Source organism: Streptomonospora mangrovi, from assembly GCF_027604915.1.
Lineage (GTDB): Bacteria > Actinomycetota > Actinomycetes > Streptosporangiales > Streptosporangiaceae > Streptomonospora > Streptomonospora mangrovi.
In genome coordinates this window covers 45,697-59,514 of record NZ_JAJAQC010000013.1, presented here as the reverse complement: position 1 = coordinate 59,514, position 13,818 = coordinate 45,697, and the positions used below count along the sequence as shown (strand labels likewise).

General features: G+C 76.7%; 10 protein-coding genes and 1 tRNA gene. 5 read left to right on the top strand and 6 right to left on the bottom strand.

The annotated features are described in order from the left end of the window. Positions 1 to 24: 24 nt before the first annotated feature. Both dnaN and LG943_RS09880 read right to left on the bottom strand, forming a co-directional pair. Positions 25 to 1,182, bottom strand: coding sequence for a DNA polymerase III subunit beta (dnaN, locus tag LG943_RS09885; protein WP_270071927.1), 1,158 nt, complete (start codon positions 1,180 to 1,182; stop codon positions 25 to 27). Positions 1,183 to 1,768: 586 nt separating this feature from the next. Next, a complete protein-coding gene (locus tag LG943_RS09880; RefSeq protein ID WP_270071926.1) occupies positions 1,769 to 2,236 on the bottom strand; it encodes a DUF4442 domain-containing protein in 468 nt (155 codons plus the stop codon). Between the two features lie 139 nt (positions 2,237 to 2,375). On the opposite strand from LG943_RS09880, the gene LG943_RS09875 reads away from it, so the two are divergent. Beyond that, a complete protein-coding gene (locus LG943_RS09875; RefSeq protein WP_270071925.1) occupies positions 2,376 to 4,373 on the top strand; it encodes a cation:proton antiporter domain-containing protein in 1,998 nt (665 codons plus the stop codon). Positions 4,374 to 4,389: 16 nt separating this feature from the next. On the opposite strand, the gene LG943_RS09870 is transcribed toward LG943_RS09875, so the two are convergent. After that, a complete protein-coding gene (locus LG943_RS09870) occupies positions 4,390 to 5,433 on the bottom strand; it encodes a LacI family DNA-binding transcriptional regulator (protein ID WP_270071924.1) in 1,044 nt (347 codons plus the stop codon). Positions 5,434 to 5,707: 274 nt separating this feature from the next. On the opposite strand from LG943_RS09870, the gene LG943_RS09865 reads away from it, so the two are divergent. Then, a tRNA-Ser gene (locus LG943_RS09865) sits at positions 5,708 to 5,796 on the top strand. 86 nt (positions 5,797 to 5,882) lie between these two features. On the opposite strand, the gene LG943_RS09860 is transcribed toward LG943_RS09865, so the two are convergent. Continuing rightward, complete coding sequence (locus LG943_RS09860) at positions 5,883 to 8,900, bottom strand: nucleotide-binding protein (RefSeq protein ID WP_270071923.1); 3,018 nt, start codon at positions 8,898 to 8,900, stop codon at positions 5,883 to 5,885. A 247-nt stretch (positions 8,901 to 9,147) separates the two neighbouring features. Between LG943_RS09860 and LG943_RS09855 the strand changes: the two genes are divergently transcribed. Both LG943_RS09855 and LG943_RS09850 read left to right on the top strand, forming a co-directional pair. Beyond that, entirely contained in the window at positions 9,148 to 10,131 is a 984-nt protein-coding gene (locus LG943_RS09855) for an NAD(P)H-quinone oxidoreductase (RefSeq protein WP_270071922.1), read from the top strand. Between the two features lie 80 nt (positions 10,132 to 10,211). Then, positions 10,212 to 10,739, top strand: coding sequence for a bacterial proteasome activator family protein (locus tag LG943_RS09850; RefSeq protein ID WP_270071921.1), 528 nt, complete (start codon positions 10,212 to 10,214; stop codon positions 10,737 to 10,739). Between the two features lie 167 nt (positions 10,740 to 10,906). On the opposite strand, the gene serS is transcribed toward LG943_RS09850, so the two are convergent. Further along, positions 10,907 to 12,172, bottom strand: a complete 1,266-nt coding sequence (serS, locus tag LG943_RS09845; protein WP_270071920.1) for a serine--tRNA ligase — start codon at positions 12,170 to 12,172, stop codon at positions 10,907 to 10,909. 241 nt (positions 12,173 to 12,413) lie between these two features. Here serS and LG943_RS09840 point away from each other — a divergent pair, with 241 nt between their 5' ends. Continuing rightward, on the top strand, positions 12,414 to 12,656 hold the full coding sequence (locus LG943_RS09840; RefSeq protein WP_270071919.1) for a hypothetical protein: 243 nt from the start codon (positions 12,414 to 12,416) through the stop codon (positions 12,654 to 12,656). Positions 12,657 to 12,666: 10 nt separating this feature from the next. On the opposite strand, the gene pheA is transcribed toward LG943_RS09840, so the two are convergent. Continuing rightward, the gene (gene pheA, locus LG943_RS09835) at positions 12,667 to 13,608 is read right to left on the bottom strand and encodes a prephenate dehydratase (protein ID WP_270071918.1); all 942 of its coding nucleotides are present in this window, start codon (positions 13,606 to 13,608) and stop codon (positions 12,667 to 12,669) included. Between the last annotated feature and the right edge of the window lie 210 nt (positions 13,609 to 13,818).

Here is a 13,818-nt window from a genome sequence, read left to right as displayed (position 1 = left end):
GCGGGCAGCGCTCCTCCGGTGCTCCTACGGCACGCGCAGGGGCATGACCAGGTAGCGGAACTCCGAGGTGGCGGAGTCGCCGGCGGGGACGTCGGAGACCACGACCGGTTTGGTGGGCTGGGTGAAGTCGATGCGGGCGGACTCCGTCTGCACGGCGCCCAGGCCGTCGAGGAAGTACTCCGGGGTGAACGCCACCCGCATCGGATCGCCGCTGAACTGGACCTCCAGAGCCTCGGCGGCCTGGGCGTCGTCGCCCGAGCCCGCCTCCAGCACGACCTCGCGCTCGGTGAACGACAGGCGCAGCGGGGTGTTGCGGTCGGCCACCAGGGCGACGCGCTTGACGGCCTCGATCAGCGGGGCGGTGGGGACCGTGGCGCGCGCCGCGGATTCGGCGGGGAAGCGGTTCTGGTACGGGATGAAGTCGCTGTCGATGAGCCGGGTGGTGGTGCGCCGCCCGCTGTTGTCGAAGCCGATCATGCCCTCGCCGTGCGCGGCGGCGGCCGCGCCCCCGCCCGGGGCGGCTGACGACAGGGCGATGTCGACGTTGGACCCGGGCGCCAGCGAGCGGGCGATGTCGTGGAGGGTGCGCGCGGGCACCAGCGCGGCGGTGTCGAGGTCGGGGACCTCGGGCTTCCACCACAGCTCGCGCACCGCGATGCGGTAGCGGTCGGTGGCCGCCAGGGTGAGGGTGTCGCCGCGGAAGGCGATGTTGATGCCGGTGAGCATGGGCAGGGTGTCGTCGCGGCTGGCTGCCGGGCTGACCTGGCGCACGGCGGCGGCGAAGGACTCCGCGCTCAGCGAGCCCGTGGTGCGCGGCATGTCGGGAAGGGTGGGGTAGTCCTCAAGCGGCAGGGTGAGCAGGGTGAACTTGGCGCTGCCGCAGGTGACGAGCACGCGGGCGCCGTCGGCCCGCAGGCGCAGCGGCGCGGCGGGGAGGTTGCGGGCGATCTCGGCCAGCAGCCGGCCCGACACCAGCACGGCGCCGGAGGTCTCGACGTCGACGTCGAGTTCGGCCCGCGCCGAGACCTCGTAGTCGAAGCTGGACAGCCGCAGGGTGGAGGAGCCTTCGGCGATCTCCAGCCGCATGCCGGCCAGCACCGGCATGGCCGGCCGCGCGGGCAGCGCCCGCGCGGTCCAGGCCACGGCCTCGGCGAAGGAGTCGCGGTCGGCCCCGAAGATCACGGCCGCCCCGCCTTCGGGCAGGTGCCCGCGCGGGCCGCCGCACCGGCGGCGGACGCGGGGGCGGGATCGGCGGCGCCCGGAGCGGCGGCCCGCCGGGCGGCCGACGCCCGCAGCGCGGCGCGGGCGCGGAGGACGGCGCGCACCCGCACGCCGGATGCCGGTTGGGCGGTGGTGGACATGGCTGCCCCCGAGTGCGATTGAGGTGTGTGGTCAGCCGGCGGGATTGCCGACATTCCACACGCTACCCAGGAGGTACGACATTTTCCGGCGGCCTTGGAGGGGTCTGCCACAGGAGGTGCGCGGGCCGTCCACGGGCGGCCGAGGACCCGCGGCGGCCCCGCCGCCACGCGCGGCGGCCGCTCCGCCGGCGGCTCAGCCCGCGCGGGGCGGCCCATCCGGCTCGGTCCGCCCGGCACCGGGCGACCGCCGGGCCGGCCCGTCCCGATCCACCCGCCCGGCTCAGGACGACCGGTGGCCAACACCCGGGATCAACCCGCCGGGCCAGGACGGCCGCCGGTCCGGCCCGCCCCGGTCAACCCGCCCCGATGAACCCGATGCGGTCAGCGCCCGGACCGGCCCTCCCGGCTCAGCCCGCGCTCGGCTTGAGGGTCCACACCACCGTCATGGCGCCGGTGGGGGTGCCGTCAGGGGTGCGCAGTTCGACGTCCACGCCGAACTCCGGGCGCCCGCCGGCGTCGAGTTCGGCCACCACCTCGGCGCGGGGGCGGACCAGGCGCGCCTCGGCCACGACGTCGCCCATGGCGAGCTTGCGGTAGCGGATCTCGGCGCTGACGGCCAGCGGCACCGCGCGGCCGAGCAGGTCGCCGAAGGTGCCGATCACGATGGCGCCCGACGCCGACTCGGCGAGGGTGAACATGGCGCCGGCGTGCGGGCCGCCCACGTGGTTGTGGTGGTCGGCGTTGTCGGGCAGGCGCAGCACGGCGCGCCCGTGGTCGAGTTCCACGAACTCCACACCCAGGGTGCGGGCGAAGGGCACCGCCGCGAGGAACCCTGATTTCACGAACTCCGCCGTCTCGGCGTCCATGGTCGTCATACCCGCAGATCCTACTCGCGGGTAACAACGGGCGCCACCGGGTGTTCCGCCCACGGCGTAGGTCCTCGCCGCGCCCACCGGCGCCGCATATCCTTACCGCGCCCCGGCCGTGGCGGGGCGCGCGAGAAGGGACGCCCCCATGCTGCTGGCCGCCGAGGAGACCCCGGCCTTCCTGCCGCCCGTGGTGCTGCTGCTGTGCGCCGCCGCGCTGATCGGCTACCTCAGCATCCAGCTCCGCATCGTCCCGATCGTCGGCTTCCTGCTGGCCGGGGTGGTGATCGGCCCGCACCAGCTCGGCCTGGTCGCCACCACCGAGACCGTCGAGGCCGCCGCCGAGATCGGGGTGATCCTCCTCCTTTTCACGATCGGCATCGAGTTCTCGCTGGAGCGGCTGGCCGCCATCCAGCGCTTCGTGCTCGTGGGCGGCGGCCTCCAGGTGGTGCTGGCCGTCGCCGTCACGGCGGGCCTGGTCATGGCCTTCGGCGCCGACTGGCGCACCGGCGTCTTCACCGGGTTCCTGGTGGCCCTGTCCTCGACCGCCATCGTGCTGAAGGTGCTGGCCGCCGCCGGCCGCACCACCTCCACGCTGGGCCAGGGCAGCGTGGCCGCGCTGGTCTTCCAGGACCTCGCCGTGGTGCTGATGGTCCTGCTCGTGCCCCTGCTGGGCGGCCGGGGCGAGGGGCCGCTGGAGATCGCGCGCGCCCTGGGCACCGCCGCTCTGGTGCTCGTGGTGGTGCTGGTGGTGGCGCGCAAGGTGATGCCGCCGCTGCTGGAACGCGTGGCGCGCGCGTGCTCGCCCGAGGTCTTCCTGCTCACGGTGGTGGCCATCGGCATGGGCACCGCCTACCTCACCTCGCTGGCCGGGGTGAGCGTGGCCCTCGGCGCGTTCCTCGCCGGGCTGGTGGTCAGCGAGTCGAGGCACAGCGCGCACGCGCTGGGCGAGGTGCTGCCGCTCCAGATCCTCTTCAGCGCCACGTTCTTCGTCTCCATCGGCATGCTGCTGGACCTGCGGACACTGCTGGACCTGTGGTGGCTGGTGCTGCTGCTGGCGGTGGCCGTGGTGGTGGTCAAGGCCGTCACCGGGGCACTGGCGCTGACGGCCCTGGGCGTGGGCGCCTCCACCGCCGTGGCCGGCGGCCTGCTGCTCGCCCAGATCGGCGAGTTCTCGTTCGTGCTCCAGCGCTCCGGCGCCGCCGTCGGCCTGGAGCCGGCCGGGCTGGGCGCCGACGGCGAGCAGGTCCTCATCGCCGTGACCGTGCTGCTGATGACCGCCACCCCCGCCCTGTCCGCCCTGGGCGACCGCCTGGGCCGCGCGATCGGCGCCCGCCGCGCCCGCCCGGCCGCCGCCTCCCCCCGGCCTCAGAGCGGCACCGGCCCGTCGACCGGCTCGGCCGCGCCGGTGCTGCTGTCGGGCTACGGCCCGGTGGCCGCCGAACTCGCGGCGGGCCTGCGCGGGCGCGGCATCCCGGTCACGGTCACCACGCTCAGCCCCGACCTCGCCGCCTCCGCCGAGGCCGCCGGGCTGGCCGTGGTGCGCGGCGACCCGCTCCGGCAGAACGTGCTGGAGGAGGCCGGGCTGCACGCGGCCGGCGCCGTGGTCATCGCCGAGAACACCGCCGAGGAGACCGCGCAGATCGCCGCCGTCGTTCGCCAGCTCGCCCCCGCCACCCCGATCCTGGCGCGGCCGGTGGACACCGCCGACCCCGCCGGCCTGGCGCCGGCCGGGGTGCACCGGGTGGTCGACACCGCCCGCACGGTGGGCGGCGCGCTCACCGACAGCGTGCTGCGCCACCTGGGCCGCGACGTCGCGGCGCCCGGCGACCACCCCGACCCGCACGCGGTCGTGGACTTCCCGGCCGACCCCGACTCCGCCTGCCCGCACCTGGCGCAGATCCGGCCGGTGCTGCCGGCGGCGGCCGGGTGCGTGGACTGCCTGCGGGCGGGCGAGCGCGACTGGGTGCACCTGCGGCTGTGCCTGACCTGCGGGCACGTCGGCTGCTGCGACTCCTCGCCCAACCGGCACGCCTCGGCGCACGCCCGCGCCGTCGAGCACCCGCTCGCGGCCTCGGCCGAGCCCGACGAGGACTGGGCCTGGTGCTTTTTGGACCAGACCCTCATCGGCCGGCGGGACGCCTGAGGGCCGGCGGCGCACCTCAGGACTGCGGCGCGGCGCGGACCGTGAGGTTGCGGGAGCGGCGCGGCGCGGCGGTCGACTGGCGGACCAGGAGCGTGGTGGGCAGCTCGACCTGGGCGGTGCTGGGCCGGCCCGCCGCGACGATGTCGGCGGCCAGCTCGGCGGCGCGCACGCCCATCTCGAACACCGGCTGGGCCACCGTGGTGAGGTCCAGCAGCTCGGCGAAGTCGCTGCCGTCGAAGCCGATCACCGAGATGGCCTCAGGGATCCCCAGCCGCGAGCGCCGCAGCACCCGCAGCGCGCCCATGGCGACGTCGTCGGACTCGGCGAACACGGCGGTGGGCGGGTGCGACACCGACAGCAGCCGGCCCATGGCCAGCGCGCCGCCGTCGTGGCCGGGCCGCTCGCTGACCACGAACGGCTCGGCGCCGGCCTCGGCCATGGCCCGCTCATAGCCCCGGCGCCGCTCCTGGGAGCTCCAGGAGAATCCGGTCTGGTCGCGGGTGTGGATGTAGGCGACGCGGGTGTGGCCCAGATTGAGCAGGTGGCGGGTGGCGCCGTAGGCGGCCTCGGTGTTGTCGATGAAGACGCTGGGGCGGCCCTCGACGCGCTGGCTGCAAAAGACCACGGGCAGGCCGAGTTCGTCCAACTGCTTGATCTCGCCCTCGTCGAGGTCGAGCGACACCGCCACCACGCAGTCGACGTTGCTGCGCAGCGGCAGCGAGCGCACATAGCCGTCCAGCTCCTCGACGTCGCCGACCTGGTAGACGAGCATGTCCAGCTCGGCCGCGCGCAGCCGGGTGTTCATGCCGGCCAGCGCCACCCCGAAGAACCACGGCTGGAGGAAGGGCACCAGCACCGCCACCCGCCCGGTGCGGCCGGTGACCAGGCTGGAGGCGCCGCGCGAGACCACGTAGGAGAGTTCGGCGGCCGCGCGCAGGACGTTCTCGCGCACCGCCGGCGCCACCCCGGGCGCGCCGCGCAGCGCCCGCGACACGGTGGACAGGGAGACACCGGCGCGTTCGGCGACGTCGCTCATCCGCGGATGCTCAGCAGGCGCCATGCCGACGATGGTATGCACCGCCGAATCCACTGGCAACGCTCCCGGCCCGCCGGGTACGAGCGGCACCGCCGTGGCCTGCGCGTATCCGTTACCGCAGTCGGACGGGCACGCAAAGTGCGGCATCGTTTGCACCGCGCGCCCCGGGCGGCCCGGCCGCCGCCCACGCCCCGGCCCACCTGCTGCCGGCCCGCCGCGCGGCCGGGGCGGCGCGGGGCGCTGCGCTATGCTGTGCCCCGGTTGCGCCGCCCGCCCCTACCGCGCGGGCGGCCGCACGGGAGGGTTCGCATAGCGGCCGAGTGCAGTGCTCTTGAAAAGCACAAGATCCCTAACGGGGTCTCGTGGGTTCGAATCCCACACCCTCCGCACTTCCCCCCACCCCCGCCGCGCCGGCGTCCCCGGCGCGCGGCCGCCCGCCGGCCGCGGGGCCGGCGGGCGGGTTGGGCGCCGCGTCAGCGCGGCCAGGCGAACGCCTCGCCCACCGTCGCCGCCAACTGGAGGTAGGCGTCGCGGGTGGCCGGGGCCAGCCGGTCCAGGTCGATCTCGGCGCCCTCCTCCAGGTGGGCGTCCCAGGGCACCCGCACCACCGCGCGGCAGCGGCTGGCGAAGTGCTGCTCCAGCCGGTCGAGGTCGACCGCGCTCTTTCCGGTGCGCACCATCGACAGCACCACCACCGCGCCGCGCACCAGCGAGCCGTACTGGTGGGCCTCCAGCCAGTCCAGGGTGGCGCTGGCGCTGCGCGCGCCGTCGACCGAGGCGGAGCTGACCAGCACCACCTGGTCGGCCAGGCCCAGCACCCCGCGCATGGCCGAGTGCAGCAGCCCGGTGCCGCAGTCGGTGAGGCAGATGGAGTAGTAGTGCTCCAGCAGCCAGGAGACCTCGCGGTAGTCCTGCTCGCTGAACGCCTCGGAGACCGCCGGGTCGCGGTCGGAGGCGAGGATCTCCAGCCGGCTGACCGCCTGGGAGGTGAACCCCCGGATGTCGGCGTAGCGGGTGATGGAGTCCTTCTCGTTGAGCAGGTCGCGGATGGTGGCCGCGGTCTCCAGCCGGACCTTGTCCGACAGGGTTCCCCGGTCGGGGTTGGCGTCCACGGCCAGCACGCGGTCGCCGCGCAGCGAGGCCAGCGTGGAGCCCAGGCCCACGGTCGTGGTGGTCTTGCCGACCCCGCCCTTGAGGCTGAGCACGGCCACGCGGTGGTGGCCGCCGGCCACGTGGGTGCGGGCGCGCGCGGTCAGCTCGGCGCGGCGCTGCTCTGCCGCCGACTCCCCCACGTCGACCAGGCCGAACGTCGCCGTGTGCAGCATCTTGCGCCAGCCCGAACTGGGCCCGCGCCGCCGGTCGCCGACCAGGGTCTCGGCCCGCAGGTCGTCAGCGGTCTCGGGCCGCCCGGCCTGCCCGGGCTCGGCGCCGTGCGCGGCGTCGCCGGCCAGGTGGGCGTGGTACTGGAACGGCTGCTGGGGGGCGGGGTGGGGGCCGGTGGCGGGGCGCGCGGCGGGACCGGTGTGCGGCCGGCCCGCCGGAGGCCCGTAGGCCGGGGCGCCCGCGCCCGGACCCCGGTAGGGGTCGTAGGCGGGGTTGGCGCCGGTGGGCGGGCCGTAGGCCGGCGCGCCGCCGGTCTGCGGCCCGGTGGCCGGGCGCCGCGCGGCGGGGTCGGCGCCCCACTCCGACGGCGGGGGCGGCACCGGTGCGCTCCCGCGCGGGTCGGGCGGCTCGGGCACGGCGTACCCGGAGTCGGGCGACCACGCCTCGGGCGGCGGCGGGGTGCCGCCGTCGGACGCGGGGCCGGGTGCGGGCGGGGCGGCCTGCGGACCGGTGTGCGCGGTCGGAGGCGGAGCCCAGGCCGGCGGGCCGGGGTCGGGCGGAGGCGGCGCGGCCGCGCCGGGCCGGGCGGCACTCGGCGGCAGCGGCGGCAGTTGCTCGGGTTCGGGGACCTCCTCGGGCGGCCGGGCGGGGGCGGCCTCGGCGGCGGGCGGCTCGGTGGAGCGCACGCGCGGCGGTCGGCCGGGGCCGTCGCCCACGGCCGGGGCCGGGCCGGCGGCGGGCGGGTCGTCCTCGGGCGGGGGGCCGACGGGTTCGGCGGAGGTCCACGCCGGGCCGTCGTCGCCGGAGGGGCCGGCCGCGTCGGCGTGCTCCGGGAGCCGCTCGGGCGGCTCCCACCCCGATAGCGGGCCGGGGCGGCCGGGGCCGGAGGTGTGGTGCAGGCCGTTGAGCCGGGGGCCGCTGGGCGCGGCGGGCGGCTCGGGCGCGCTGAAGGGCTCGGCGCCTCCGCCCGGCGGCTCCCACGCCGTGGCGGGGGGCGGCGGGGCGGCCTCGCCGGCGGAGGGCGCGGGCGCGCTCTCGGCGGCCGGCGCGTCGGCTGCGGTGTCGGCGGGCCGGCCGCTCTCCTCGGGCGGGGTCCACGGCACCGTGTACTCGGCCGCGCCCGGATCGGCGGGTTCGGCGGGTTCGGCGGGCCGGCCGCGGTCGGCGGGTTCGGCGGCCGGGGCGGGGTCCACGCCCGCGCGGGCGGAGTCCTCGGGCGCCGGAGTCGCCCATTCGGCGGCGGGCGGCTGCCACGCCCCCTCGGCGGGCGGGCCGGGGTCGGCGGCCGGGCGGTCCGCCTCCGCGTCGCCGAGCAGCAGGGTGGAGTCGTCGGCGCCGTCCGCCGGCGGGCGGGGGTCCTCGTGCGGCGCGCCGGTGCCGTGGACGGACTCGCCGCCCAGCGCCGGCGCGGGCGGCTCCGGCTCGGCGACCGAGGGCGGCTCGGCGGCCGGCGGCGGCGGGAGCGGGACGGCGACCGGGTCGCTGCCGGCCTGCGGGTGCTGCGGCGCCTCGGGCGGGGCGCCGGCGGCGGGCGTGAAGGGGCGGCCGGTGGTGGGCGTGCCCGGCACCGGGCCGGGCGAGGCGGGCCGCATGGGGCGGCCGTTGAACGCCACGGGCGGCGCCTGCCGCTCGGGGGCGATCGGGCGCGGCGGGGCCGGCGGCTCGGGCGGCCGGGGGTCGCCGGGGTGCGCGGCCGGCGGCTGGTGCCAGCCGAAGCCCTCGCGCCCGTGGGGGGCGGGGGGTTCGGCGGGCGGCGGGTCGGCCGGAGGGCCGTACCCGGGCTGCTCGGGCACCGGGGCCGGGGGGTAGCCGGTGCGGGGGTCGTAGCCGGGCGGCGTCCCCTGCTGCTCGGCCGAGGGCCCGCAGCCGTAGGGCTCGGGCGCGGGCGGCGGGGGCTGCTGCCGGCCGTGGGGGTCGTGCGGCCGCGGAGCCTGCGGGCCGTCGAACGCTCCCGCGCCCTCGACGGCGTAGGGCGGCGGGGGGACGGCGCCTTCGTCGATGGCGTAGGGCGGCGGCGGGGGGAGGGCGGCTTCGCCGAACCACTGGTCGGCCGGAGAGGGATCCGGCTCCGCGACGTGCCGAGGGTCGCGCTCGGCGCCCTGGTCGTGCCCCCTGTCCCACGCACGCGTGCCGGCATGCTCCGAACCGTCGTGCTCTCGGTGTGCCAACGCGGTTCTCCTCAAGAGACGCTTGCTCAGGTGCGCGATGTCCGATCGATGTCCGATCGCTGCCGCCTGATCTGCTCCCTGGGGGAACCGGCAGACCAGACCCGGACTCACGATTATTCTCCCCTCCGTCAACAAAGATATGAACCGGCGCCAAAACCGGCTCACCGCCGGAGAGCGCCGCGTGCCCGGCGCCGGCCCGCCCCGGGCGGCACGGTCGGGGCGGGGGCGGGGTGGGTAGCGTGCAGGCATGCACGCGATCGTCATCAGCGAACCCGGCGCCCCCGACGTCCTCACCTGGTCCGAGGTCCCCGACCCGGTGCCCGGCCCCGGCGAGGCCGTCGTCGAGGTCACCGCGACCGCCGTCAACAGGGCCGACGTCAACCAGCGCCAAGGCAACTACCCGCCGCCGCCCGGAGCGCCGGAGTACCCGGGGCTGGAGTGCTCGGGACACATCGCCGAACTGGGGCCCGACACCGCCGGCTCCGGCTGGTCGGTGGGCGACCCCGTCTGCGCGCTGCTCGCCGGCGGCGGCTACGCCGAGCGCGTCGCCGTGCCGGTGGGCCAACTGCTGCCCGTGCCCGAGGGCGTGGACCTGGTGTCGGCGGCGGCGCTGCCCGAGGTCGCGTGCACGGTGTGGTCCAACGTGTTCATGATCGGCAACCTGCGCGAGGGCGAGACCCTGCTGGTCCACGGCGGCGGCAGCGGGATCGGCACCTTCGCGATCCAGCTCGCCCACGCGCGCGGCGCCCGCGTCATCACCACCGCCGGCAGCGCCGACAAGCTCGCGCGCTGCCGCGAACTCGGCGCCGACGTCGGGATCAACTACCGCGAGGAGGACTTCGCCGCGCGGGTGAAGGAGGAGACGGGCGGCGCCGGCGCCGACGTCATCCTCGACATCATGGGCGGCTCCTACCTGGAGCAGAACGTGCGCTCCCTGGCCGTCAACGGCCGGCTCACCGTCATCGGGCTGATGGGCGGGCGCTCGGCCGAACTCGACCTCGGCCGGATGCTGGTCAAGCGCCTGTCGGTGCACGCCACCACGCTGCGCTCGCGCCCGGCCGCGGAGAAGGCGGAGATCGCGGCGGGCGTGGTCGAGCACGTGTGGCCGCTGGTCGCGGCGGGCACGATCCGGCCTATCGTGGATCAGACGCTGCCGCTGCCGCGCGCCGCAGAGGCGCACCGCATCATGGAGTCCAGCGCGCACGTCGGCAAGATCGTGCTGACCCGCTGACCGCCGGACCGCCGGGACCTCCGGTGCGCCCCCGCCCGCGGGGACGGTCCCCCGAACATCACGCCGCAAGGTGAGGACTCATGAACGACTTCAACGAGGAACAGCAGCCGCAGGTGCTCGTCGTGGGCGCGGGCGGCGCCCCGGGCGCCGACGACTCCCAGGGCGAGGACGGGCCGGGCCAGCGGCCGCTCAACGAGATGGTCGAGCAGCCGGCCAAGGTCATGCGGATCGGCAGCATGATCCGCCAGCTCCTGGACGAGGTGAAGGCCGCGCCGCTGGACGAGGCCAGCCGGGTGCGGCTGCGCGAGATCCACACCAACTCCATCAAGGAACTGGAGGACGGCCTGGCGCCGGAGCTGGTGGAGGAGCTGGAGCGGCTGACCCTGCCGTTCACCGAGGACGGCACCCCCAGCGACGCCGAGCTGCGGATCGCCCAGGCGCAGTTGGTGGGCTGGCTGGAGGGGCTGTTCCACGGGATCCAGACCACCCTGTTCGCCCAGCAGATGGCCGCCCGCGCTCAACTGGAGAACATGCGCAAGGCGCTGCCGGCCGGCATGGTGGCCGCCCAGGAGCAGGAGGGCCGCGGCGGGTCGGGCCCCTACCTGTAGGGAGCCGGGCGCGGCGGGGCGCACGCCCCGCCGCGCCGCGCGGCCCGCACGCGGCCGGGCCTACTTCTTGACGGGGGGGCGGGGGGGGGGGGCCCCCTGCGTGGGGGGGGGGGGGGGGGGGGGGCCCCCCCCCCCCCCCCCGCCGCGCGGCCCGCACGCGGCCGGGCCTACTTCTTGACGGGTTCGAGGACGTCGCGGCCGACGAAGGGGCGCAGCGCCTCGGGCAGCACGACCGAGCCGTCGGCGCGCTGGTGGTTCTCCAGCAGGGCGACGATCCACCGGGTGGTGGCCAGCGTGCCGTTGAGCGTGGCGGCGTGGCGGGGCTTGCCGGAGTCGTCGCGGAAGCGGATGTTGAGCCGGCGCGCCTGGAAGTCGGTGCAGTTGGAGGTGGAGGTCAGCTCGCGGTAGCGGCCCTGGGTGGGCACCCACGCCTCGCAGTCGTACTTGCGCGCGGCGCTGGCGCCGAGGTCGCCGCCGGCGATGTCGACCACCCGGTAGGGGAGTTCGAGCTTGTCGAGCATCTCGCGCTCCCAGGCGAGCAGCCGCAGGTGCTCCTCGTGGGCGTGGTCGGGATGGGCGTAGACGAACATCTCGACCTTGTTGAACTGGTGCACGCGGATGATGCCCCGGGTGTCCTTGCCGTAGGACCCGGCCTCGCGGCGGAAGCACGGCGACCACCCGATGTAGCGGGTGGGCAGGGATTCGGCGGCCAGGATCTCGCCGGCGTGGTAGCCGGCCAGGGGGACCTCGGAGGTGCCCACCAGGTAGAGGTCGTCGGCCTCCAGGCGGTAGACCTCGTCGGCGTGGGCGCCGAGGAACCCGGTGCCCTCCATGGTCTCGGGCTTGACCAGCACCGGCGGGATCATCGGGGTGAAGCCGTTGGCCGCGGCCTGCTGCATGGCCATGTTGAGCAGGCCGAGTTCGAGCTGGGCGCCGACCCCGGTGAGGAAGTAGAACCGCGCGCCCGAGACCTTGGCGCCGCGGTCGGTGTCGATGGCGCCGAGGAGTTCGCCGAGTTCCAGGTGGTCGCGCGGGGTGAAGTCGAACTCGCGGGGGGTGCCGACCTCCTCGACCACGACGAAGTCGTCCACCCCGCCGACCGGGGTGTCGTCCTCGACGATGTTGGGGACCTCGCGCAGCAGGCGGTCGAGGTCGGCCGACAGCTCGCCGGCCTCGGCCTCGGCCCGCTTGACCTCGGCGGCCAGCTCCTTGGCGCGGGACAGCAGGGACTCGCGCTCCTCGGGTGCGGCGGCGGACACCGACTTGCCGACGCTCTTCTGCTCGGCGCGCAGGCCCTCGAAGCGGGTGAGGGCGGCGCGGTGCCGGGAGTCGAGGTCGAGCAGGCGGTCCACGACGGCGTCGTCTTCGCCGCGGACGCGCTGCGAGGCACGCAGGCGGTCGGGTGAGTCTCGGAGAGCACGAAGGTCGATCACGGTTGCAGGCTACCGGGGTTCGCGCGCACCGACATCCGCTTTCCCCAGCCGTCGCGCCGCGCACCCGGCGCGGAAAAACCTCCGCGGTTTCGCGTCATGACCGGGCCGCGGCGCCGTGTCACCACCGGCGGGCGCCGCGGCGGGCGCGGTCCGCGGCGCCCGGCGCCCTCACGACGAAGGCAGGGAGTGGGAGAGCGTGACCACTGCGAACACTGTGCCCCCCGTACGCACTGTGCCCACCGTGACCCCCGCGGCCGCTGGGCACGCCGTGCGCACCGCCGCCCGCGCGGCGGCGCCGGCCGCCGCGGCGCTGCCCTGGCCGATGAAGGCGCTCGGCGCCATGACGGCGGCCGAGATCCTGGCCGCGCTGGAGCAGGTGGTCTACGTGTGCCCCGACGACGTGGCGCTGGAGCGGGCGCTGCGCCGCGAACTGGCCAACGCCTTGGAGCGGGGCCGGGCGGCCGGCGGCGCGGCGCCGGGGTAGCGGCCCGGGCTCAGCCGGGTTCGCCCGCGCGGACGCGGGCCAGCCAGCGCTCGGCCTCGTAGAAGTCGGCGCTGGTGGTGCCGCGCGCGGGCAGGAACGGGCTCAGCTCGGTGCCGAGGTCGGCCCGCGGGTAGCTGCCGAGGAAGCGGACCTCCTTGCAGATGCGGCGCAGGCCCATCAGCGCCTCGCCCACGGCGGGGTCGGCGACGTGGCCGTCGGCGTCGAGGCAGAAGCAGTAGCGGCCCAGGCCGTCGCCGGTGGGGCGGGACTCCAGGCGGGTGAGGTTGACCCCGCGCACGGCGAACTGCTGGAGCAGCTCGATCAGCGCGCCGGGGTGGTCGTCGGCCAGGAACGCCACGAGCGATGTGCGGTCGGCGCCGGTGGGCTCGGGCAGCGGCCGGGGGCGCACGAGCTGGATGAACCGGGTGGCGGTGTCGGAGCGGTCGCCGATGTCCTCGGCGAGGGCGTGCAGCCGGTAGCGCTCGCCGGCCACCCGCGCGCAGACGGCGGCGTCGTAGGGCGCGCCGGGTTCGGCCACCGCCTGGGCGGCGGCGGCGGTGGAGGAGACGGTGCAGACCTCGGCGTCGGGCAGGTGGCGCGCCAGCCAGCCCCGGCACTGGGCGTGGGCGTGGGGGTGGGTGGCCACCCGCTTGACGTCGGCCAGGGAGGTGCCCTCGCGGGCGAAGAGGGTGAACCGCACCGGGATCGCGGTCTCGGCGGCGATCAGCAGCGGGTCGCCGTTGATCAGCTCGGCCATGGTGGCGCTGACGCCGCCCTCCAGGGAGTTCTCCAGCGGCACGACACCGCCGGAGACCTCGCCGCGGCGGATGGCCGCGAACACGGAGTCGACCCCGGGGTAGGCCACGAGGTCGGCCTCGGGCGCGTCGGGCATGAGCGCGCGCAGGGCGGCCTCGGTGAACGTGCCCTCGGGGCCGAGATAGGCATAGCGCATATCCGCCAGGTTATACCCGGGAGCGGTGGTGCGGCCGTGACATGGGACGACCCGGGCCGCACCGGGTCGCCGGCGCCGGGTGGCGCGCCGGGCGCGGCGCGCTCCGAGGGCCGGCGCCGGGTGGCCCGCCCGAGGACCACCGGGCCGGCGGCGGGGCCGCCCGCGCGGGCGCGCGGTGCTCGGCGGTGCTCGGCGGTGCGCGCCCGCCCG

Bases quoted from the DNA above. Each gene is read 5' to 3' on its own strand.
- LG943_RS09875 (WP_270071925.1), top strand. From the start codon at position 2,376: ATGCTGCTGGCCGCCGAGGAGACCCCGGCCTTCCTGCCGCCCGTGGTG.
- LG943_RS09850 (WP_270071921.1), top strand. From the start codon at position 10,212: ATGAACGACTTCAACGAGGAACAGCAGCCGCAGGTGCTCGTCGTGGGC.
- LG943_RS09880 (WP_270071926.1), bottom strand. From the start codon at position 2,236: ATGACGACCATGGACGCCGAGACGGCGGAGTTCGTGAAATCAGGGTTC.
- LG943_RS09870 (WP_270071924.1), bottom strand. From the start codon at position 5,433: ATGGCGCCTGCTGAGCATCCGCGGATGAGCGACGTCGCCGAACGCGCC.
- pheA (WP_270071918.1), bottom strand. From the start codon at position 13,608: ATGCGCTATGCCTATCTCGGCCCCGAGGGCACGTTCACCGAGGCCGCC.
- LG943_RS09855 (WP_270071922.1), top strand. From the start codon at position 9,148: ATGCACGCGATCGTCATCAGCGAACCCGGCGCCCCCGACGTCCTCACC.